The following is an 18,991-nucleotide window of genomic DNA, read 5'->3' on the forward strand; positions in this document are numbered from 1 at the left end:
TCCAGACCCTCCACGGCATGGTGGCGGCGCCTGCGGAGGGGCGACTAGGCCCGGAAGGGCGCGGACGAACCCATGCTCAAGCCGCTGAAGGAAATCGGGGAGAGCTGAAAGTTGCCGAAAGCCGAGGGCCGTTCTCCCAAAGCCCGCATGAAGGTCCCGCGCGAGGCGCTTCGGCGGTTGTGCGCAGAGTCGTGGAACCCGATCGGGATCCCGATGGCCGCCTCTGCGTCCGAGCGCGACCCGTCGCGGATGCCGGCCGACGAGTACGACACGTATCTGCTCGTCGCGTGGGGCATGGCCGTCCGGGGAAGGCCAGCGGCCGAGATCGTCGACTACTTGGCTTCCGCGGAGCGCGAGCAGATGGGGCTGACGCACCCCGCAGGGGACAAGCAGGCCTTCGTCGCCGCTCTGCAAGAGATGGGGCGTCGCGCCTGAGCTTCTGTGCTATGCGCCCCCCGTTGCACCTGGAGACGCCGAGAATGATCCCCCGCTACTCCCGTCCCGAGATGACCGAGATCTGGTCGCCCGAGACGCGCTTCCGCATCTGGTTCGAGATCGAGGCGCACGCCGCCGACGCGCTGGCCGAGCTTGGCGTGATCCCGAAAGAGGCGGCGCGGACCATCTGGGAAAAGGGCGGCGCCGCGACGTTTGACGTCGACCGGATCGACGAGATCGAGCGCGTCACCAAGCATGACGTCATCGCCTTCCTGACCCATCTCGCGGAATTCGTCGGCCCCGACGCGCGCTTCGTGCATCAGGGAATGACCTCCTCCGACGTGCTCGACACCTGCCTCGCAGTGCAGCTCAAGCGGGCCGCCGATCTGCTGATCGCGGACGTCGACCGCCTGCTCGCCGCGCTCAAGAGCCGCGCGCTCGAGCACAAGCTGACGCCGACCATCGGGCGCAGCCACGGCATCCATGCGGAGCCCACGACCTTCGGGCTGAAGCTCGCCGGCTACTATGTCGAGTTTCAGCGCGCCCGTGAGCGCCTGATCGCGGCCCGCAAGGAGATCGCGACCTGCGCGATCTCCGGCGCGGTCGGCACCTTCGCGAATGTCGACATGGCGGTTGAGGCGCATGTCGCCGAAAAGCTCGGCCTGACGCCTGAGCCGGTCTCGACGCAGGTCATCCCGCGCGACCGGCACGCCATGTTCTTCGCCACCCTCGGCGTGGTGGCGTCGTCCTGCGAGCGGCTGGCGACCGAGATCCGCCATTTGCAGCGCACCGAGGTGCTGGAGGCGGAGGAGTTCTTCTCCGAGGGCCAGAAGGGCTCATCGGCGATGCCCCACAAGCGCAACCCGGTGCTGACGGAGAACGTCACCGGCCTCGCCCGCATGGTGCGCTCCTATGCGCTGCCCGCGATGGAGAACGTCGCGCTGTGGCACGAGCGGGACATCTCGCACTCCTCGGTCGAGCGCATGATCGGCCCGGACGCGACGGTGACGCTCGACTTCGCGCTCAACCGGCTCGCCGGCGTCGTCGAGAAGCTTCTGGTCTATCCGGATCGGATGCAGAGCAATCTCGACCGCCTCGGCGGCCTTGTGCATTCGCAGCGAGTGCTGCTGGCGCTCACTCAGAAGGGCGCATCGCGAGAGGACGCCTACCGGCTTGTCCAGCGCAACGCGATGCCGGTCTGGCGCGGCGAGGGCGACTTCCTCACTCTGCTCAAGGCGGACCAGGAGGTGCGCGGCTTCCTGTCCGAGAGCGAGCTCGAGGAGGCCTTCGACCTCGGCTACCACTTCAAGGCCGTGGACGCCGTGTTCGCCCGGGTGTTTGGCGGCTGACGCCTGAAGCGGAACGGGCGGCTTGCGCCGCCCGTTTGAACTCTTCGTCTTAGCGGTCCCGGCCGCCGCCGCCGCCACGGTCGCCGCCGCCACGATCGCCGCCTCCGGCGCCGATCATCCCGCGGCCGCCGCCGCCGGCGCGGTCGAGGCCCATGCGATCGCCGCGATCGCCCCCGCCCGCGCGGCCGCCGTCACGGTCTCCGCCGCCGCGGCCGCCCCGATCGCCGCCGAACATGTCGCCGCCCCCGCGGCCGCCGCGGTCGCCACGGTCGCCGCCGAACATGTCGCCGCCGCCGCGCCCGCCGCGATCAGCGCCGCGTCCGCCCCTCTCGCCGCGGTCGCCCCTGTCGCCGCGGTCCCCACGATCCCCACGATCTCCGCGATCCCAGCGGTCGCCACGATCTCCGCGATCTCCGCGATCTCCGCGATCCCCACGGTCGTGGTCACGTCCGGGCCAACCTGGGCCGCCGCCGCCGCGCGGACGGTCCCAGCCGCCGCGGCCGTGTCCGCCGCGGTGATGATCGCGCCGCCAGGAGCGCTCCCAGCCGTGACGTCCCGGCCGCTCGGAGTACCAGCGGCCGCCCCAGTAGTAGAATCCGTCATCATAGTAATAGGGGCGGTTGTCCCAGTAACCGCCGATCGAGAGCCCTGTGATCACTTCGGGCTCGTATTCGTCGATCACCACCGTCGACCGCGGCGAAGGCCCGCCGGCGCGGTCGAGATAGCTGGCGCTCGCAAAGCCGGTGCCGTCAGCTCCCATGCTGATCTCGCACCACGCACCGGTGCAGCCGAGCACGTTGACGGCCTCGCCCTCGGGAATCGTATCGACCACCGGATAGCCAGTGCCGGGCCCGGCCCGGACGTTCAGGGCCGTCGTGGCGATCGCGGTGTCCGCGTGCGCCGCGCCGGCCGTGACGAGCAAGGCGCCGCTGGCGAGCAAGGTTCTGAGCAGTGGGGTCATGGCGTCGAACTCCTGACTTCCGAATGCGCCGTTCGTCGAGCTCCGTCCGCCCCGGCCGAAGTGTCTTACGCGCGCTGGCGCAGAGTGCGCGCGATCCAGGATGCGAAACGCACAATCGCGACAATCCGTTCAAGCCTCATGCCGCCACGGCTGTTCCGCTTGGACCATCGCCTGCGCGGAACGGCGTTGAGCCTTGCGTGGATCGCCGCGGACCCTCAGCCTCCCGCCGAAGCGCCGATCGCAGGCGCGTCGAAGACGTCCGAGAGCGCCCGCTCAGCCCCGGCCGACAGGAAGGCGAGATCCGGCCCGAGGGCGATCATGGGGAAGCCGCGCCGGACATAGTCGGAGGCGATCGCGGGCGAGTTGGCGAACACGGCGACCGGCTTTCCGGCCCGGCGGCCGGCGGCGAGCACGCGCCCGAGCGCCTCGACGACCTTGGGATGGCCGACGTCGATGGCGGCGCCGTGCGTCAGCGACACGCTGAGATCGTTCGGGCCGATCAGGAGCCCGTCAATGCCCTCGGTCGCGGCGATCTCGTCGACATTCGCGAGCCCGCGCTCGGTCTCGATCATCGCCAGCGCGAGCGTCAGGTCATTGGCGTTCGCCAGATAGGCGTCGCGGTCGAGGCCGAGCAGGGTCATGGCGCGGCTCGGCCCCCAGCTGCGGCGGCCGACCGGCGGAAACCGCACCGCCTCGACAAAGGCGCGGGCGTCCGCGGCGTTCTCGATCATGGGCGCGATCAGCCCCGCGGCGCCGACATCGAGCGCCCTGGCTCCGAGCGCGTAATCGCCGGCCGGCAATCGCACCAGCGCAGGCGCGCCGGCGAGCGCCGCCGCCGCGACGCCCTCGACGATGCTGTCGAAGGTCGCGAAGCCGTGCTGGGCGTCGAGCGTCACCGAGGCGAAGCCGGCCCGCGCGACAGTCTCGACCACCAGCGGAGAGGTGAGGAAAAGCCAGCCGTTGAAATGCGGCCCGCCGAACTCCAGCGACGCCGCAGGGAACGCCCCCGGCCGCGACTCCGACGCCTTCAAGCGCAGCCCCGCTGGCTGTGGATCGTCTGGCTCACCGCTCGGTCTTTAGCTGCTCGACGGCGGTCGCCAGGAGTTCGTCCATGGTCCGGCGGATCTGGTGGTCGGACTGCTCGACCTTCGCGCGGTCGAAGTCGCGGCGGACCTTGCGGAACACGTCGTGGTCGCCTTCCTCCTCGAAGTCGGCCATCACCACCGACTTGGCGTAGGCCTCGGCCTCCGCGCCGCGCTTGCCGAGCTTCTCGGCGGCCCATAGCCCGAGCAGCTTGTTGCGCCGCGCATAGGCGCAGAACTTCATTTCCTCGTCATGGACGAACATGGCCTCCATGGCCCGTTCCCGCGTATCGAAGGTGGTCATCGCAAGATCCTCGAGCGCCGCGCGCCCCGTCCGCCCAGCCGGTCCGCGCCCCGACGATGATTACACCTGCGAAATGTGGCGCAACAGCGTGGCCGGGCCGAATGCGTGTCGTTCCTTCGTCTTGGCAGCGGCGGGCCGCGCGCCTACATTCGCGAACGGTGCGGCGCGTCCTCAATCCACGCCGCCGCCGCGAAAGGCCCGCAATGAACCCGAATTTCCGGAACTTCGCCCTGTGGGTGATCATCGTCCTGCTGTTGCTGGCGCTTTTCACCCTGTTCCAGAACCCGGGGCAGCGCGCGCAGACGAACGACATCTCGTTCAGCCAGCTCCTCAACGAGGTCGATAACGGCCGCGTCCGCGGCGTCGTCATCGAAGGCCAGAACATCACCGGCCAGTACACCGACGGCGCGCAGTTCCAGACCTACGCGCCGAACGATCCGTCGCTGGTGCAGCGCCTCTACGGCAAGGGCGTCGCCATCACGGCCCGGCCGCCGGGCGAGAACATGCCGTGGTTCGTCGCGCTGCTGCTGCAGTGGCTGCCCTTCATCGCCCTCATCGGCGTCTGGGTGTTCCTGTCGCGCCAGATGCAGGGCGGCGCCGGCAAGGCGATGGGCTTCGGCAAATCGAAGGCGAAGCTCCTCACCGAGGCGCATGGCCGGGTGACGTTCGACGACGTCGCCGGCGTCGACGAGGCCAAGAGCGACCTCGAGGAGATCGTCGAGTTCCTGCGCGACCCGCAGAAGTTTCAGCGCCTCGGCGGCCGGATTCCGCGCGGCGTGCTGCTCGTCGGCCCTCCCGGCACCGGCAAGACGCTGATCGCGCGTGCGGTCGCCGGCGAAGCCAATGTGCCGTTCTTCACGATCTCGGGCTCCGACTTCGTCGAGATGTTCGTTGGCGTCGGCGCGAGCCGCGTCCGCGACATGTTCGAGCAGGCCAAGAAGAACGCGCCCTGCATCATCTTCATCGACGAGATCGACGCGGTCGGCCGCCATCGCGGCGCCGGCCTCGGCGGCGGCAATGACGAGCGCGAGCAGACCCTGAACCAGCTGCTCGTCGAGATGGACGGCTTCGAGGCGAACGAGGGCATCATCCTGATCGCCGCGACCAACCGTCCCGACGTGCTGGATCCCGCGCTGCTGCGTCCGGGCCGTTTCGACCGCCAGGTCGTGGTCGCGAACCCCGACATCATCGGCCGCGAGAAGATCCTGAAGGTCCACGTCCGCAAGGTGCCGCTGGCGCCGGACGTCGATCTCAAGACCGTCGCGCGCGGCACGCCGGGCTTCTCGGGCGCCGATCTGATGAACCTCGTCAACGAGGCCGCGCTGCTGGCCGCGCGCCGGTCGAAGCGGATGGTCACGTCCGCCGAGTTCGACGCCGCCAAGGACAAGATCATGATGGGCGCCGAGCGCCGCATGGTGATGACGGACGAGGAGAAGCGGGTCACCGCCTATCACGAGGCCGGCCACGCCATCGTCGCGCTCTACACGCCGGCGAACGATCCGATCCACAAGGCGACGATCATCCCGCGCGGCCGCGCCCTCGGCATGGTGCAGTACCTGCCGGAGCGCGACCAGATCTCGATCTCCTACGAGCAGCTGACCTCGCGGCTCGCGATGGCGATGGGCGGCCGCGTCGCGGAGGAGGTTTTCTTCGGCGACGAGAAGGTGACGGCCGGCGCCCAGTCTGACATCCAGATGGCGACCAACATCGCCCGCGGGATGGTGACGCGCTGGGGCTTCTCAAAAGAGCTCGGCACGGTCGCTTATGGCGAGAACCAGGACGAGGTGTTCCTCGGCATGTCGGTCGCGCGCCAGCAGAACGTCTCTGGCACGACGATGCTGAAGATCGACAACGAGATCAAACGCTTCATCGACGAAGGGTACGAGACGGCGAAGCGCATCATCACCGAGCACCGCGACCAGATGGAGGCTCTCGCCAAGGCGCTGCTCGAATACGAGACGCTGACGGGCGAGGAGATCAAGAACCTGCTCGCGGGCCAGCCGCCGGTGCGGGACGCCACCGACGAGCCGCCGACCCCGCGCGGCTCCGCGGTGCCCTCCGCCGGCAAGCCGCGGCCGCGGCCCGATCCGGGCCTGGAGCCGCAGCCGCAGGCGTAAAAATCCAGAAGGCCGGGCTTTTGCCCGGCCTTCTTTTTTGCGTCGGGCCGTCCGGCGCCGCCGCGAGCGTCAGGCTCGGCGCCTGTCGGAGGATGGCGCGGAGCGCGTGATCGCCAGATTGAGCGCCCTCTTAGGCAGCTGACGGTTCGCGGGCCGAAATCCGCCCGCGGATTTGCGCCCGCGCTCTGGGTTTTGAGAACTGGCTACTTCAGGTCCTTGCACCACGAGGAAGTGGCTTCCCGGCACCGCTCGGAATAACCCTTCGTCAACTTCTCCGCAGCCGCCCATTCCTCCTCGTCGACGCCGTTGTTGTTGTCGGCGTCCATCGCCGTGAAGGTCGGCGCCGGATCGAGATTGAGCTTTCCGACGCTCTTCTCCCACTCCACGCGGCTGATCCGACCGCTGCCGTCGGTGTCGAGCGTGCTGAAGGCCGGCCAGCCGGCGGCGACCGCGGCCGTGCCGGAGAACATCAGAGCCGAAAATACAGCGGCCAAAGTCTTGGTCATGGCGTCATCTCCCCTTTGCGTCGTTTTCGCCGCGGCTTTTTTGTGGGCGAGCCGCAGTCCAGCCGCCGTTCCTGGCGGCATTGCAAGCGGGGGCCAAACGAAAGCCCTGATCAATGGAAGTGCTTCCAAATCCGCCGGGATATACTGGAAGACAATTTGCTTGATGCGTGACACGGGCCAAACCCGGGCGAGAGCCGCCCGGCTGGCTCTTCCGCAGCGGCCCGACGCCTTGGTGAGGGCGCTCATCCTTTTTGAACCGCGATGCTGTATCCTCGCCTATGACAGAATATGAGAAGCGCGCAGTCGGCCGCGCGATTCAGGAGCGCTCGATGACGCGCAAGTATTTCGGCACCGACGGCATCCGCGGTCGCGCCAACAAGTTCCCGATCACCCCCGACTTCGCCATGAAGGTCGGCATGGCGGCCGGCATCGCGTTTCGCCGCGGCGACCACCGGCACCGCGTGGTCATCGGCAAGGACACCCGCCTTTCCGGCTACATGATCGAAAGCGCGCTGCAGGCGGGCTTCACCTCGGTCGGCGTCAACGTGCTGCTGGTCGGCCCGATGCCCACGCCGGCGGTCGCGCTGATCACCCGCTCGATGCGCGCCGATCTGGGCGTGATGATCTCCGCGTCGCACAACCCGTTCGACGACAACGGCATCAAGCTCTTCGCTCCGGACGGCTACAAGCTCTCCGACGAGGTCGAGAGCGAGATCGAGGCGCTGCTCGACTCCGACCTTGGCCCGAAGCTCGCCGCCTCCGCCGGCCTTGGCCGCGCCAAGCGGATCGACGACGCCCAGGCCCGCTATATCGAATTCGCCAAGCGGACGGTCAGCCGCAACCTGTCGCTGGAGGGGCTGCGCGTCGTCGTCGACTGCGCCAACGGCGCCGCCTACAAGGTCGCGCCCGAGGCGCTGTGGGAGCTCGGCGCCGAAGTGGTCGCGATCGGCGTGGAGCCGAACGGAATCAACATCAACCGCGAGGTTGGCTCGACCGCGCCTTCCGCGCTGATCGCCAAGGTGCGGGAGACCCGCGCCGACATCGGGATTGCGCTCGACGGCGACGCCGACCGGGTGATCATCGTCGACGAGAAGGGGCAGATCGTCGATGGCGACCAGCTCATGGCGGTGGTGGCGTCGTCGTGGGCGGAGGAGGGCAGGCTGAGCGCGCCGGGTCTGGTCTCGACCGTGATGTCGAATCTAGGCTTCGAGCGCTATCTCGCCTCGATCGGACTGACGCTCGAGCGCACGCCGGTCGGAGACCGCTACGTCGTCGAGCGGATGCGCGCGCAGGGCTACAATGTCGGCGGCGAGCCGTCGGGCCACATCGTGCTGTCAGACTATGCGACCACCGGCGACGGACTGGTCGCGGCGTTGCAGCTTCTCGCCGTGGTGCAGAAGCTCGGCCGACCGGTGTCGGAGATCTGCCATCGTTTCGAGCCGCTGCCGCAGATCCTGAAGAACGTGCGCTACAAATCCGGCCGGCCGCTCGATGACGACAAGGTGCGCGCCGCGATCTCCGACGCGACGGCGCGCCTCGGCGCGCAGGGGCGGCTGGTGATCCGGCCGTCCGGCACCGAGCCGGTGATCCGCGTCATGGCCGAAGGCGACGATCACGACCTCGTGGCGACGGTCGTCGACGACGTCGTCGACGTGATCACCCGGGCCGCCGCCTGACCGTCAACCAGCTTCATCCCGCGATACTGCGCCGGCTGCAGACGAATTCTGTTGCCGGAATGCCGCAACAGTTACCGTCAAGTCGAGCCGCGACGGTTAAAGGTTAAGGTTAAACGCTCATTAAGGAATGCGTGCCAGTCTGCCTTCTGTGAGATGAACATGCGCTGCCTCGCAAGTTGCGGGCGCCGCAGATCAAGGACATGGCAGGATGGCCAAGCTCTCGACCTACGCGCTTGCCGGCGCGGTTTTATTCGCGCTCGCGCCGGTCGCGAGCCGCGCGGCTGATCTCCCCGAACCGCCGCTGCTTGAGCCGGCCCCCGAGCCCGTTGAATTCGGCTCGGGCTGGTATCTGCGCGGCGACGTCGGCTACAAGGTCTACCGCGATCCCAAGGCCAGCTATGGCAATCCGGCCGCCGCTTTCGACGGCAACCGTGACTTCAGCGGCGAGAAGATGGGGAACGCTGCGGTCATCGGCGGCGGCGTCGGCTACAAGTTCAACGACTGGTTCCGCGGCGACGTCACCGCTGACTACGAGACCCCGTCGAAGTTCCACGGCCGTCTCTTCTGCCCGGGCGCCTGCGGCGCCGGCACCACCCGCGAAAGCGCCAAGATCGACGCAGTCACGATCTTCGCCAACGGCTACTTCGACATCGGCACCTTCTACGGCTTCACGCCTTATGTCGGCGGCGGCATCGGCGCGGCCTATCTCGACATCGACCACTACCATTCGAATTCGGCCGGCAACCCGTCCTACAAGGGCGACAGCGACTGGAACTTCGCTTGGAACGTGACGGGCGGCGTCGGCTTCCAGGTCTCGCAGAACCTCGTCATCGACGCGAACTACCGCTTCGTCGACCTCGGCAAGGTGAAGACCAAGTCGATCCCGGCCGCCGGCTCCAGCGGCAAGGTCAAGGTCGACGACATCCAGGCGCATGAGTTCCGCGTCGGCTTCCGTTACCTGCTCGACTGATCTTCAACGCGATCTGCATCAAGCAGAGGGCGGCGTCGGAATGACGCCGCCCTTTTCGCGTCCGCGCCCCCCGGCGACCATTTGACCGGCGGCCTTGCGCCTGAGGGGGTCTCGTCGGCTTGACGCGCGAGAGGCTCCGGCTGATACGGAACGCTCCGAGCCGCGTCCGTTCGAGGGGCTCGGTCCGTGAGGATGCAGCAATGACGAACGTCGCCCCGCGCGTGCGGCCCCAAAACCCGAATTTCTCGTCCGGCCCTTGCTCCAAGCGGCCCGGCTGGTCGCTTGACGCCCTCAAGGACGCCGCGCTCGGCCGCTCGCATCGCTCCCCGCTCGGCAAGGCCAAGCTCAAGGAGGCGATCGACCTCACGCGCGAGGTGCTCGAGGTGCCGACGAGCCATCGCATCGCGATCGTGCCCGGCTCGGACACCGGCGCGGTCGAGATGGCGATGTGGTCGCTGCTCGGCGCGCGCGGCGTCGAGGTTCTGGCCTGGGAGAGTTTTGGCGCGATCTGGGTGACGGACGCTGTTGCGCAGCTGCGCCTGCCGAACGTGAAGGCCACCGTCGCGGAGTTCGGCAAGCTGCCTGACCTGTCGGCGGTCGATTTCGACAATGACGTCGTGTTCACCTGGAACGGCACGACCGCCGGCGTGCGCGTCCCGAGCGCCGACTGGATCCCTGCTGACCGCGCGGGGCTCACGATCTGCGACGCCACCTCGGCCGCCTTCGCCATGGAGCTCGACTACGCCAAGCTCGATGTCGTGACCTTCTCCTGGCAGAAGATCATGGGCGGCGAGGCGGCTCACGGCGTGCTGATCCTCGGGCCGCGCGCGGTCGAGCGGCTGGAGAGCTACACGCCGGCCTGGCCGCTGCCGAAGCTGTTCCGCATGACGCATGAGGGCAGGCTCGACGAGGGCCTCTTCGAGGGCGACGTGATCAACACGCCGTCGATGCTCTGCGTCGAGGACTATCTCGACACGCTCAAGTGGGGCAGGTCTGTCGGCGGCCTCAAGGGCCTGACCGCGCGCGCGAACCGCAATGCGTCGGTCATCCAGGATTATGTCGACCGCACGCCCTGGCTCGAAAATCTCGCGCAGGACCCGAAGACCCGCGCCAACACCGGCGTCTGCCTCCGGATCGTGGATCCCGCGGTGCTGGCGCTGCCGGTCGCGGAGCAGAAGGCGTTCGCGAACGAACTGGTCGGTCTGCTGGAGGCGCGTGGCGCCGGCTATGATTTCGGCGCCTATCGCGACGCGCCTCCCGGACTGCGCATCTGGTGCGGCGCGACCGTCGAGACGTCCGACCTCGCCGCCCTGACGGAATGGCTCGACTGGGCCTTCGCCGAACTGCGTCCGAGCCTCGCCAAGGCCGCGTGACGTCCCTCAGCCGCGTTCGCGGCTGAGGCAAGCAAACCGGAGAGCGCCCGATGTTCATCCCTGAGAACGACCTCGAGCGCTCGCTGGTCCGCGCGGCCGAGCAGCCGGAGCACCGCGCCGCTTTCCTGAAGGAGTTGCTCGACGCGGAACTCGCCTTCGCGCTCCTCGACACCGGCAACGCCCGCGAGGGCTACGTCGTGCCGGAGGTCAGCCATGACGATCTGTCCTTCGTGCCGGTCTTCAGCTCGCAGACCCGGGTCCACGCGATGTTCGGGGATGAGAAGCTGCAGGTCGTGCGGCAGACCTTCCGGCAGATCCTCGAACAGATCGACGACGCAAATTTCGTCCTGAACCCTGGCTCGGACTACGGCCGCGAGCTGATGGCCGAGGATGTCGCCTGCATGCTCGACGGGGATTTCGAGCGCGCGGCCGAGGGTTTCGAGGATGCGGACGAGGACGGCGAGACGGCCGAGAACGAGCCCCCGTTGCTGGTCGGCGAGCCGTCGCCGGCGCCGACCCATCTGACCGCCCCGCTCGCTGCGCTGTTCGCCACGATCCCGCAGGTGAAGAAGGCGCATATCGGGCAGGCGGTGTTCGCGGACTCCGAGGGCGTCCGACGGCTGGTCATCGGGCTCGCCGTGGATGGCGACGTCGACGACGTCCTGGACCGGGTCGGCGAGGTGCTCGAGAAAGCCGCGCGGCCCTCCGACGTGATCGATTTCGTGGAGATACCGGGCTCGCCGCTGGACGAGTACTTCGCGCGGGACCTCAAGCCCTTCTACAGCAGAAACGATCCGCAGCCGGCCTGAGGAGGCGGCGCCGGGCGTCCGGCGCGACCTGCTCAGCTGACGGGCGAAACCAGCCTGACGCGGTCCCGTTCCGGGGTTCCGCGCGTCTGGGGCTCGTCCGGCTTACTCTCGCCTGCGGCGCGCACGATCGCGTCCGCCACCTCGTCGAGACGCAGTCGCAGCGCCTGTAGCGCCTCGGCGTCGGCCGCCGACAGCGCGGCCTGGCGGGGGCGGGACGTGGTCTCCGCTTCGGAATGCTCGCCGGCGGAGGCCTGAGCGCGCAGAGAGAGCGCCTCGACGCTGCGAAGCGTCGGCTCGACGCGTTCGGCGTCGATCTCGGACGTCGCCGCGGCGCGGGCGGCGTCGAGCTCCGCCTGCGCCGCCGCCGCGCGGCTTTCGCTTCGCTGGAGATTAGCGCGGAGCGCCGCCGCCTCGGCTTCGAGCGCGGAAATCCGCTCCTTGAGCTCTGCGATGTCGGCGCGCTGGCGAAGCTCGGTGGCGTGCGCGCGCGCCGCGCCGATCTGGGCCTGCGCGGCGAGCGCGGCCTCCTGCTCGGCGCGCCGCTCGACCGCTCTCAGCGCCATGGCGTGTTCGGCGCGCAGCCGATCCTGCGCGGCGATGATCTCCGAGGCCGAGACGGGCAGGCGGTTCACCAGCCGCTTGGCGGTGAGCCGAACGGCGCGGCGCCAGAACGCCGGCAGGAACAGCAGCCACAGCAGCGTGGCGAGCAGAAAGCCGAAGGATGCGTAGAGGATGGGCTCGACCATTCAGGCTCGCTTGGCGCTTTCGCCGTTCTTTTTGCCCGCGAGCCTGCAGCACAGGCCGCAGGTCGTCCTGCCCGCAGCCAACATGGCACAGCGCCACCGCCCCGCCAAGCGATCGGGCGGGGCTCGGGCCTCAGAATGGGTTCCAGGTCGAGCGCTGCGTGAACTTCAGGTAGCCGACATTGACGCCGAGCCGCGCGCCGACGCCGGTCCGAATCGGCACCAGCACCGTGTCGTAATCCTTGAGCGCGGTCATGCCGAAGCCGCCGACCAGATAGGCGGAGCCGTTGACGCCGGCAAACCGGCTGAACAGCGCGTTCGGCGAGCGCAGATTGTAGACCAGGATCATCGTCCGGGCGCCGTCGCCGCCGAAGTCGAAGCCGAGCGAAGGGCCCTGCCAGTACACCCGGTTGTCGGGGCCGCCGTCGCGGGTGAACAGCTTGCCCTCGCCGTAGCGCAGCCCGCCCACGAACGCCCCGGAGCCTTCCTCGCCAAGGATGTAGGCGTTGGGCTCGCCCCAGATGCTGGTGGCTTTCTCGACGATGCCGGCGAGGCCGCGGGTGGTCGAACCGAAGAATGAGTTTCCGCGGTCGACGATCTCGCTGACCGAATAGGTTCGGCGGGGTCCTTCGTCGTCCCGCGAATAGGCGGCGCTCTCGGCGCGCGGCTGATTGTAGTACTGGGCCGAGGCCGTCGTGGCGCCCATGACGCCGACGCCGAGCGCGAGGCTCGTGACGAGCGCTCTCAGGATCATCGCTGCGTTCCTTCTCTCGGATGGCGCGTCGCGAGCGGCCGAACCGCGGGAGTCGCGCCGATTCGATCTAATTTGAGCGATCGGCTTTACCGGAAGGTGAACGCGCCCGGATTACAGGGGAGGGGACGCAAAGGCCGCCGCATCGGGCGCCGCCGGGGACAGTCGGGACTATGAGAACATCGCGCCTCTTCGCGCCGCTCCTCGCCGCTGCTTGCTTCGGCGTCACCGTCGGAACGGCCGCAGCGACGCCCGGGCTGACCGAGCGCATCGTGTCCGATCCGGCGACCGGCATCGCGATCTACGGCTACGACCCGGTGGCCTACTTCACCGACGGCCGGCCGGTGCTTGGCCGGCGCGACCTCGAGGTCGAGTGGGGCGGGGCCGCCTGGCGCTTCGAGAGCGAGGCGAACCGCGCCGCCTTCCTGTCGGCGCCCGAGGCCTATGTGCCGCGCTATGGCGGTTATGACCCGCTCGCGGTGGCGAAGGGCGTTCCGGCGGCTGGCCATCCGCTGCTGTTCCGGATCAGCGGCGACCGGCTCTACCTGTTCCGCAGCCCTGAGGACCGGGACGCCGCGGCCGACGTACGGGAAGCCGACGCCGCCTGGCCGAAGCTGCGCCGTCAGCTGATCGAAAACTGAGCCGGATCAGCCGCCGCGCCGGCCCCACGCCACGAAGCCGCCATTGCGGAAGCCGGCCTCCGCCTTGCCGTACCGGAACGCGCCGCCGTCGGGGCTGGTGACGGACCCGCCCGCCGCCGCCAGCACCGCATGGCCGGCCGCCGTGTCCCACTCCATGGTGGGCCCGAAGCGCGGATAGACGTCGGCCTCACCCTCGGCGACCAGGCAGAACTTCAGCGACGAGCCGGCCGAGCGCCGGTGCGAGACCGGCAGCGTCGCCAGAAAGGCCTCCGTCTGCGGATCCGCATGACTGCGGCTCGCCACCGCGCAGAGCCCCTCCGGCGACGGGGCCCGCACCGCGATCGGCTGGAAGGCGGATGCGGCGGGTATTTCGCGCGACGCCGCGCGGGCGACGCTGGCGCCGAGGCCGGCCGCGCCGATCCAGGTCGCGCCGAGCGCGGGAGCGTGCACGCAGCCCGCGACAGGAACGCCCCCTGAGACCAGCCCGACATTCACCGTGAACTCGCCGTTGCGGGCGATGAACTCGCGCGTGCCGTCGAGCGGGTCGACCAGCAGGAAGGTCTCCGGCGCGCTGGTCGGCGCGCCGTCGCGCGAAGCCGCCTCCTCGGCGATCACCGGGACATGCGGAAACAGCGCCGCGAGCCCGGAGATCAGGATGGCCTCCGCCCGCTCGTCGGCTTCCGTCACCGGGCTGCGGTCGTCCTTGGCCCGCACCGCAATGCTCTCGGCCTCGTACACGTCAAGGATCGTCCGACCCGCCTCGACGCAGAGTCGGGCAAGCTCGTTCAACAGGCGCGCGTCGACCGCGTCGGGCGTCATCAGTGGCTCCCAGAATGCGCGGCGCAGGTCTCGCCTTGAGGCGCGATACGCCAGCGTGTATCAGGCATGCTCGCTGCAGGAAGAACCGACTCGCGAGGCGTGCGGGACCAAGCGCTCGGAACGCCGCACTCAAGCCTCGGCAGGAGCCCTGATGTCAACCTCCGACGAGATTCCAGGCTCCGGCCTCATCACGCTCGACAGCCTCGATCTTGCGGCCCTGGTCGCGAGCCGGGTGTGCCACGACGTGATCAGCCCGGTCGGCGCCATCGTCAACGGCCTCGAGATTCTCGAGGATGAGAAGGACGAAGGCATGCGCGGCTTCGCCTTCGACCTGATCAAGAAGAGCGCCGCCCAGGCTTCGGCCCGGCTGCAGTTCTGCCGCATCGCGTTCGGCGCGGCGGGCTCGGCGGCCGCGATGCTCGATCTCGGCGACGCCGAGCAGGTCGCGCGCGGCTTCGTCGAGGACCAGAAGACCAAGCTCCTCTGGGAGGCGCCGCGGCAGTTGCTGCCGAAGAACAAGGTGAAGCTGCTGCTGAACCTCGTGCTGGTGGCGGCGACCACCATCCCGCGCGGCGGCGTCATCACGGTCTCGGCGACGGGCGAGGGCGAGGCCACCGAGTTCAAGCTCACGACCGAAGGGCCGCATGCGCGGGTGCCGGCCAATGTGCTGGACCTGCTTGCCGGCCGGGCGCCGGACGACCGCATCGACGCGCATGTGATTCAGCCGTTCTACGCCGGGCTGGTCGCGCGCGCCGCCAATATGGCCGTGACGATCGAGGCCGAGGTCGAGGGCGAGCGCATCGTCACCTGGGCGCGCTCCGCCGCCTGAGGCGGTTGTCGGGGGCGCTCCCGCAACCATCCGTTATGGTTTGTCAGCCATCATCCCCCTGCGCCGCTTGGCGCGCCATGTGGGGGCTTGGCGTTGGACGACCTGCTGCGCGACTTTCTGACCGAGACGGCGGAAAACCTCGATCTCGTTGACGTGGAGTTGGTCCGCTTCGAGCAGGAACCGGCGAACGCCAAGATCCTCGGCAACATCTTCCGTCTCGTTCACACCGTGAAGGGGACGTGCGGCTTCCTCGGCCTGCCGCGGCTAGAGGCGCTCGCGCACGCCGCCGAGACCCTGATGGGCGAGTTCCGCTCGGGCGCGATGGCGACCCCGGACGCGGTGACCCTCATCCTGGCGGCGATCGACCGCATCAAGGACATTCTGGCGGCTCTGGAGCGCGCGGGCGTCGAGCCCGACGGCGACGACAGCGATCTGGTCCAGGAGCTCGAGCGCGTCTCCGCGGCCGTGAAGGCCGCGCCCGCCGTCGAGGCGCCGCCGCCGCCCGCCAACGACGTTCCCGCGCGCGAGCTCCGTCCCGGCGAAGTCTCGATGGAGGAGCTCGAGCGCGCCTTCCGCGAGGCGCCGGGCCCGGATCTTCCGCCGCCGCCGAAGCCTGTCGCGGCCGTCGCGCCGCTCCCGGCGGCCGCGCCCGCCGAGGAAACCGGCCGCGGCGAAAGCGCGATCGCCGGCCAGACCATCCGGGTCGGGGTCGACACGCTCGACCGGCTCATGACCATGGTGTCGGAGCTGGTGCTGACCCGCAATCAGCTGCTCGACACCGTGCGCCGCCAGGGCGACAGCGATTTCGGGCTGCCGCTGCAGCGGCTGAGCCATGTCACGGCCGAACTGCAGGAAGGCGTCATGAAGACGCGCATGCAGCCGATCGGCGCCGCCTGGCGCGCCCTGCCGCGGCTCGTGCGCGACCTCGCGGCCGACCTCGGTAAGAAGATCGAGCTCGTGACCGAGGGCGCCGAGACCGAGCTCGACCGGCAGGTGCTCGACCTCATCAAGGACCCGCTGACCCACATGGTCCGCAACTGCGCGGACCACGGCCTGGAAGGGCCGGCGGAACGCGTCGCGGCCGGCAAGCCGGAGGCGGGCGTCATCCGCCTCTCGGCCTACCACCAGGGCGGCTGCATCATTGTCGAGATCGCCGATGACGGGCGCGGCCTCGACCTCGACCGCATCAAGCGAAAAGCGATCGCCAACGGGCTCGCGACCGAGTCCGAAATCGAGAAGATGTCGGACGCGCAGATCTACCGGTTCATCTTCGCGCCCGGCTTCTCGACCGCCGCGGCGGTGACCAGCGTTTCCGGCCGCGGCGTCGGCATGGACGTAGTCCGCGCCAACATCGAGCTGATCGGCGGCTCGGTCGATCTGCGCTCGACGCCCGGCAAGGGCTCGGCCGTCGTGATCCGCATTCCGCTGACGCTCGCCATCGTGTCGGCCCTGATGGTGACGCTCGGCTCGGACATTTTCGCGATCCCGCAGCTTGCGGTGCTCGAGCTCGTGCGCGCCCGTCCGGGCGGCGAGCAGCGCATCGAGCGCATCGGCGACGCGCCGCTGCTCAGGCTGCGCGACCGTCTGCTGCCGCTGGTCCGGCTGCGTGGCCTGCTCGGCCTGTCGCAGCCCGAGGCCGAACAGGACGACGACGCCTTCGTGGTGGTGCTGCAGTCCGGCGACGACGCTTTCGGCCTCGTGGTCGACGACGTGCTCCACACCGAGGAGATCGTCGTCAAGCCAATGGCTTCGCGGCTCAAGGAGATCACGCTGTTCGCCGGCACCACGATACTGGGCGACGGCTCGGTGGTGCTGATCCTCGATCCGAACGGCGTCGCCCAGGCCGCGGGTCCGGCGAGCGCCCACGACTCCGGCCTCGACAAGGAGGAGGGCGCCGAAGCCGCCGACACCGGTTCGGTCGTGCCGCTGCTGCTGTTCCGCGCCGGCGGCGCCGCGCCGAAGGCCGCGCCGCTCGCCCTCGTCACCCGTCTCGAGATGATCGACGTGAGTTCAGTCGAGATCGCCGACGGCCGCGCGATGGTGCAGTATCGCGGCGCGCTGATGCCGCTCGTGCCCGCCGGTCCCGGCGTCCAGCTCAAGGAGAGCGGCGACCAGCCGCTGCTGGTGTTCTGCGACGAGGGCCGCTCCTGCGGCTTCATCGTCGACGAGATCATCGACATCGTCGAGCAGCGCATCGAGATCGGCGTCGCCTCGATGGCGCAGGGCGTGCTGGGCACGGCCGTGATCGCCGGCCGCGCCACCGAGATCCTCGACGTCGGCCATCACCTGACGCTCGCCTTCGACGACTGGCTGAAGCGCAAGGACCGGCCGACCGAGTCGGTCTCGCAGCCCTGCGTGCTGCTGGTCGATGACAGCGCCTTCTTCCGCAACATGCTGACGCCGGTGCTGACCTCCGCGGGTTACCGGGTCACCTGCGCCGGCGGCGGCGCCGAGGCGCTCGACCTGCTCGGCCGCGGGCGCCGCTTCGACGTGATCGTCTCGGACATCGAGATGCCCGAGATGGACGGCTTCGCGCTCGCCCAGGCGCTGCTCGCCGAGCCGCTCGCCGCCGGCATCCCGATCCTCGCGCTGTCGTCCCTGACCGGCGCAGCGGTCGTCCAGCGCGCCCGGCAGGCCGGCTTCAGCGAATATGTCGCGAAGTTCGACCGCCCCGGCCTGATCGCCGCCCTCCAGCATTTCGCGCCAGGCTACAGGAACGCCGCATGACCGAGAGCGTCGAAACCCGCAGCTATGTCACGGTCGATGTCGCGGGCCAGATCTTCGGCATCGCCATCGAGCGGGTCAGGGAGGTGTTCCTTCCCGACCGCCTGACGCATGTGCCGCTGGCGCCGCCCGACGTCGCCGGCGTGCTCAATCTGCGCGGCCGCATCGTCACCGCGATCGACATGCGGCTGCGCCTCAGCCTGCCGCCGCGCGCGCCCGAACTGCGCCCGATGGCGATCGGCATCGACCACAAGCAGGAAGCCTTCGCGCTGCTCGTCGACTCCGTGGGCGACGTCCTGGAACTGTCGGAAAGCCGACGGGAGACCACGCCCGCGACGCTTGCGCCGCGCTGGGCGGCGGTCGCCGAATGCGTGCATCGGCTGGACGGACGTCTCCTGCTGGTGCTCGACGTCGATCGCGCGCTGGAGCCGCCCGCCGCCGCCGCGATCGCCGCCTGAAGACATTTGAGAAGGGCTGCGTCCGCCGCTGGCGCGCCATCCGGAGCCGAATGCGATGAAACACTGCCTGATCGTCGACGATTCGAGCGTCATCCGAAAGGTCGCCCGCCGCATCCTCGAAGGCCACGACCTCCGCATCTCGGAGGCCGAGAACGGCCAGAGCGCGCTTGCGCTGTGCAAGCAGGCGATGCCGGACGGCATCCTGCTCGACTGGAACATGCCGGTGATGGACGGCTTCGACTTCCTCGCCGAGCTTCGCTCGCTGCCCGGGGGCGACGCGCCGAAGGTGGTGTTCTGTACGACCGAGAACGACGTCGCGCACATCGCGCGCGCAATGCGGGCCGGCGCCGACGAGTATGTGATGAAGCCCTTCGACAAGGAGATCATCACGTCGAAATTCGCCGAGGTCGGGCTTCTCTGAAACCCTGGACCGCGGGAGAAAGC

Annotated in this window: 19 protein-coding genes; 12 read left to right on the forward strand and 7 right to left on the reverse strand. The window is 69.2% G+C overall.

Translation table 11 applies throughout. The features are described from left to right. The first annotated feature begins 111 nt into the window (after positions 1 to 111). Positions 112 to 435, forward strand: coding sequence for a hypothetical protein (locus tag VM780_RS17090; protein ID WP_325449527.1), 324 nt, complete (start codon positions 112 to 114; stop codon positions 433 to 435). Positions 436 to 479: 44 nt separating this feature from the next. Further along, positions 480 to 1,784, forward strand: coding sequence for an adenylosuccinate lyase (gene purB, locus VM780_RS17095; RefSeq protein WP_325449529.1), 1,305 nt, complete (start codon positions 480 to 482; stop codon positions 1,782 to 1,784). 49 nt (positions 1,785 to 1,833) lie between these two features. Here the strand turns inward: purB and VM780_RS17100 are convergent, their stop codons facing one another. The 3 genes from VM780_RS17100 to VM780_RS17110 all read right to left on the reverse strand — a co-directional run bounded on the left by VM780_RS17100 (position 1,834) and on the right by VM780_RS17110 (position 4,131). Continuing rightward, positions 1,834 to 2,745, reverse strand: a complete 912-nt coding sequence (locus VM780_RS17100; RefSeq protein ID WP_325449531.1) for an SH3 domain-containing protein — start codon at positions 2,743 to 2,745, stop codon at positions 1,834 to 1,836. A gap of 215 nt (positions 2,746 to 2,960) precedes the next feature. Beyond that, the gene (locus tag VM780_RS17105; RefSeq protein WP_325449533.1) at positions 2,961 to 3,776 is read right to left on the reverse strand and encodes an HpcH/HpaI aldolase family protein; all 816 of its coding nucleotides are present in this window, start codon (positions 3,774 to 3,776) and stop codon (positions 2,961 to 2,963) included. 31 nt (positions 3,777 to 3,807) lie between these two features. Then, positions 3,808 to 4,131 carry a DUF1476 domain-containing protein gene (locus tag VM780_RS17110; RefSeq protein WP_325449535.1) on the reverse strand — a complete coding sequence of 108 codons (324 nt, stop codon included), beginning with the start codon at positions 4,129 to 4,131 and terminating at the stop codon, positions 3,808 to 3,810. Between the two features lie 203 nt (positions 4,132 to 4,334). Here VM780_RS17110 and ftsH point away from each other — a divergent pair, with 203 nt between their 5' ends. Further along, positions 4,335 to 6,248: an ATP-dependent zinc metalloprotease FtsH gene (ftsH, locus tag VM780_RS17115; RefSeq protein WP_325449537.1), complete on the forward strand. Its 1,914-nt coding sequence runs from the start codon at positions 4,335 to 4,337 to the stop codon at positions 6,246 to 6,248. Between the two features lie 203 nt (positions 6,249 to 6,451). On the opposite strand, the gene VM780_RS17120 is transcribed toward ftsH, so the two are convergent. Then, entirely contained in the window at positions 6,452 to 6,754 is a 303-nt protein-coding gene (locus VM780_RS17120) for a hypothetical protein (protein WP_325449539.1), read from the reverse strand. Between the two features lie 329 nt (positions 6,755 to 7,083). On the opposite strand from VM780_RS17120, the gene glmM reads away from it, so the two are divergent. The 4 genes from glmM (at position 7,084) to VM780_RS17140 (ending at position 11,582) form a co-directional block, all read left to right on the forward strand. Then, the gene (gene glmM / locus VM780_RS17125; protein ID WP_325449541.1) at positions 7,084 to 8,430 is read left to right on the forward strand and encodes a phosphoglucosamine mutase; all 1,347 of its coding nucleotides are present in this window, start codon (positions 7,084 to 7,086) and stop codon (positions 8,428 to 8,430) included. A 208-nt stretch (positions 8,431 to 8,638) separates the two neighbouring features. Further along, on the forward strand, positions 8,639 to 9,400 hold the full coding sequence (locus VM780_RS17130; RefSeq protein ID WP_325449543.1) for an outer membrane protein: 762 nt from the start codon (positions 8,639 to 8,641) through the stop codon (positions 9,398 to 9,400). A 200-nt stretch (positions 9,401 to 9,600) separates the two neighbouring features. Next, a complete protein-coding gene (locus tag VM780_RS17135; protein WP_325449545.1) occupies positions 9,601 to 10,773 on the forward strand; it encodes a phosphoserine transaminase in 1,173 nt (390 codons plus the stop codon). A 50-nt stretch (positions 10,774 to 10,823) separates the two neighbouring features. After that, positions 10,824 to 11,582 (forward strand): enhanced serine sensitivity protein SseB C-terminal domain-containing protein, encoded by a 759-nt coding sequence (locus VM780_RS17140; protein WP_325449547.1) that lies wholly within the window; start codon positions 10,824 to 10,826, stop codon positions 11,580 to 11,582. Between the two features lie 32 nt (positions 11,583 to 11,614). Here VM780_RS17140 and VM780_RS17145 read toward each other — a convergent pair whose 3' ends face one another. Together VM780_RS17145 and VM780_RS17150 are read right to left on the reverse strand one after the other, a co-directional pair. Then, positions 11,615 to 12,328 (reverse strand): hypothetical protein, encoded by a 714-nt coding sequence (locus VM780_RS17145; RefSeq protein ID WP_325449549.1) that lies wholly within the window; start codon positions 12,326 to 12,328, stop codon positions 11,615 to 11,617. A gap of 130 nt (positions 12,329 to 12,458) precedes the next feature. Beyond that, complete coding sequence (locus tag VM780_RS17150; protein ID WP_325449550.1) at positions 12,459 to 13,079, reverse strand: DUF1134 domain-containing protein; 621 nt, start codon at positions 13,077 to 13,079, stop codon at positions 12,459 to 12,461. Between the two features lie 170 nt (positions 13,080 to 13,249). On the opposite strand from VM780_RS17150, the gene VM780_RS17155 reads away from it, so the two are divergent. Beyond that, positions 13,250 to 13,717 carry a YHS domain-containing (seleno)protein gene (locus VM780_RS17155; protein ID WP_325449552.1) on the forward strand — a complete coding sequence of 156 codons (468 nt, stop codon included), beginning with the start codon at positions 13,250 to 13,252 and terminating at the stop codon, positions 13,715 to 13,717. A gap of 6 nt (positions 13,718 to 13,723) precedes the next feature. Here the strand turns inward: VM780_RS17155 and cysQ are convergent, their stop codons facing one another. Beyond that, entirely contained in the window at positions 13,724 to 14,536 is an 813-nt protein-coding gene (cysQ, locus tag VM780_RS17160) for a 3'(2'),5'-bisphosphate nucleotidase CysQ (protein WP_325449554.1), read from the reverse strand. 151 nt (positions 14,537 to 14,687) lie between these two features. Between cysQ and chpT the strand changes: the two genes are divergently transcribed. The 4 genes from chpT (at position 14,688) to VM780_RS17180 (ending at position 18,968) form a co-directional block, all read left to right on the forward strand. Continuing rightward, positions 14,688 to 15,365, forward strand: a complete 678-nt coding sequence (gene chpT / locus VM780_RS17165) for a histidine phosphotransferase ChpT (protein ID WP_325449556.1) — start codon at positions 14,688 to 14,690, stop codon at positions 15,363 to 15,365. A 93-nt stretch (positions 15,366 to 15,458) separates the two neighbouring features. Next, positions 15,459 to 18,092 (forward strand): hybrid sensor histidine kinase/response regulator, encoded by a 2,634-nt coding sequence (locus VM780_RS17170; RefSeq protein ID WP_325449557.1) that lies wholly within the window; start codon positions 15,459 to 15,461, stop codon positions 18,090 to 18,092. Beyond that, positions 18,089 to 18,547, forward strand: coding sequence for a chemotaxis protein CheW (locus VM780_RS17175; protein WP_325449559.1), 459 nt, complete (start codon positions 18,089 to 18,091; stop codon positions 18,545 to 18,547). Before VM780_RS17170 ends, VM780_RS17175 begins: the two co-directional genes overlap by 4 nt. A 55-nt stretch (positions 18,548 to 18,602) precedes the next feature. Next, positions 18,603 to 18,968 carry a response regulator gene (locus VM780_RS17180; RefSeq protein WP_325449561.1) on the forward strand — a complete coding sequence of 122 codons (366 nt, stop codon included), beginning with the start codon at positions 18,603 to 18,605 and terminating at the stop codon, positions 18,966 to 18,968. The last annotated feature ends 23 nt before the right edge of the window (positions 18,969 to 18,991 follow it).

Source organism: Hansschlegelia sp. (genome assembly GCF_035538955.1).
Classification (GTDB): Bacteria; Pseudomonadota; Alphaproteobacteria; order Rhizobiales; family Methylopilaceae; genus Methylopila.

Bases quoted from the DNA above. Each gene is read 5' to 3' on its own strand.
- VM780_RS17180 (WP_325449561.1), top strand. From the start codon at position 18,603: ATGAAACACTGCCTGATCGTCGACGATTCGAGCGTCATCCGAAAGGTC.
- VM780_RS17130 (WP_325449543.1), top strand. From the start codon at position 8,639: ATGGCCAAGCTCTCGACCTACGCGCTTGCCGGCGCGGTTTTATTCGCG.
- purB (WP_325449529.1), top strand. From the start codon at position 480: ATGATCCCCCGCTACTCCCGTCCCGAGATGACCGAGATCTGGTCGCCC.
- VM780_RS17175 (WP_325449559.1), top strand. From the start codon at position 18,089: ATGACCGAGAGCGTCGAAACCCGCAGCTATGTCACGGTCGATGTCGCG.
- chpT (WP_325449556.1), top strand. From the start codon at position 14,688: ATGTCAACCTCCGACGAGATTCCAGGCTCCGGCCTCATCACGCTCGAC.
- cysQ (WP_325449554.1), bottom strand. From the start codon at position 14,536: ATGACGCCCGACGCGGTCGACGCGCGCCTGTTGAACGAGCTTGCCCGA.
- VM780_RS17100 (WP_325449531.1), bottom strand. From the start codon at position 2,745: ATGACCCCACTGCTCAGAACCTTGCTCGCCAGCGGCGCCTTGCTCGTC.
- VM780_RS17120 (WP_325449539.1), bottom strand. From the start codon at position 6,754: ATGACCAAGACTTTGGCCGCTGTATTTTCGGCTCTGATGTTCTCCGGC.
- VM780_RS17155 (WP_325449552.1), top strand. From the start codon at position 13,250: ATGAGAACATCGCGCCTCTTCGCGCCGCTCCTCGCCGCTGCTTGCTTC.
- glmM (WP_325449541.1), top strand. From the start codon at position 7,084: ATGACGCGCAAGTATTTCGGCACCGACGGCATCCGCGGTCGCGCCAAC.
- VM780_RS17110 (WP_325449535.1), bottom strand. From the start codon at position 4,131: ATGACCACCTTCGATACGCGGGAACGGGCCATGGAGGCCATGTTCGTC.
- VM780_RS17145 (WP_325449549.1), bottom strand. From the start codon at position 12,328: ATGGTCGAGCCCATCCTCTACGCATCCTTCGGCTTTCTGCTCGCCACG.
- VM780_RS17140 (WP_325449547.1), top strand. From the start codon at position 10,824: ATGTTCATCCCTGAGAACGACCTCGAGCGCTCGCTGGTCCGCGCGGCC.
- VM780_RS17150 (WP_325449550.1), bottom strand. From the start codon at position 13,079: ATGATCCTGAGAGCGCTCGTCACGAGCCTCGCGCTCGGCGTCGGCGTC.
- ftsH (WP_325449537.1), top strand. From the start codon at position 4,335: ATGAACCCGAATTTCCGGAACTTCGCCCTGTGGGTGATCATCGTCCTG.
- VM780_RS17135 (WP_325449545.1), top strand. From the start codon at position 9,601: ATGACGAACGTCGCCCCGCGCGTGCGGCCCCAAAACCCGAATTTCTCG.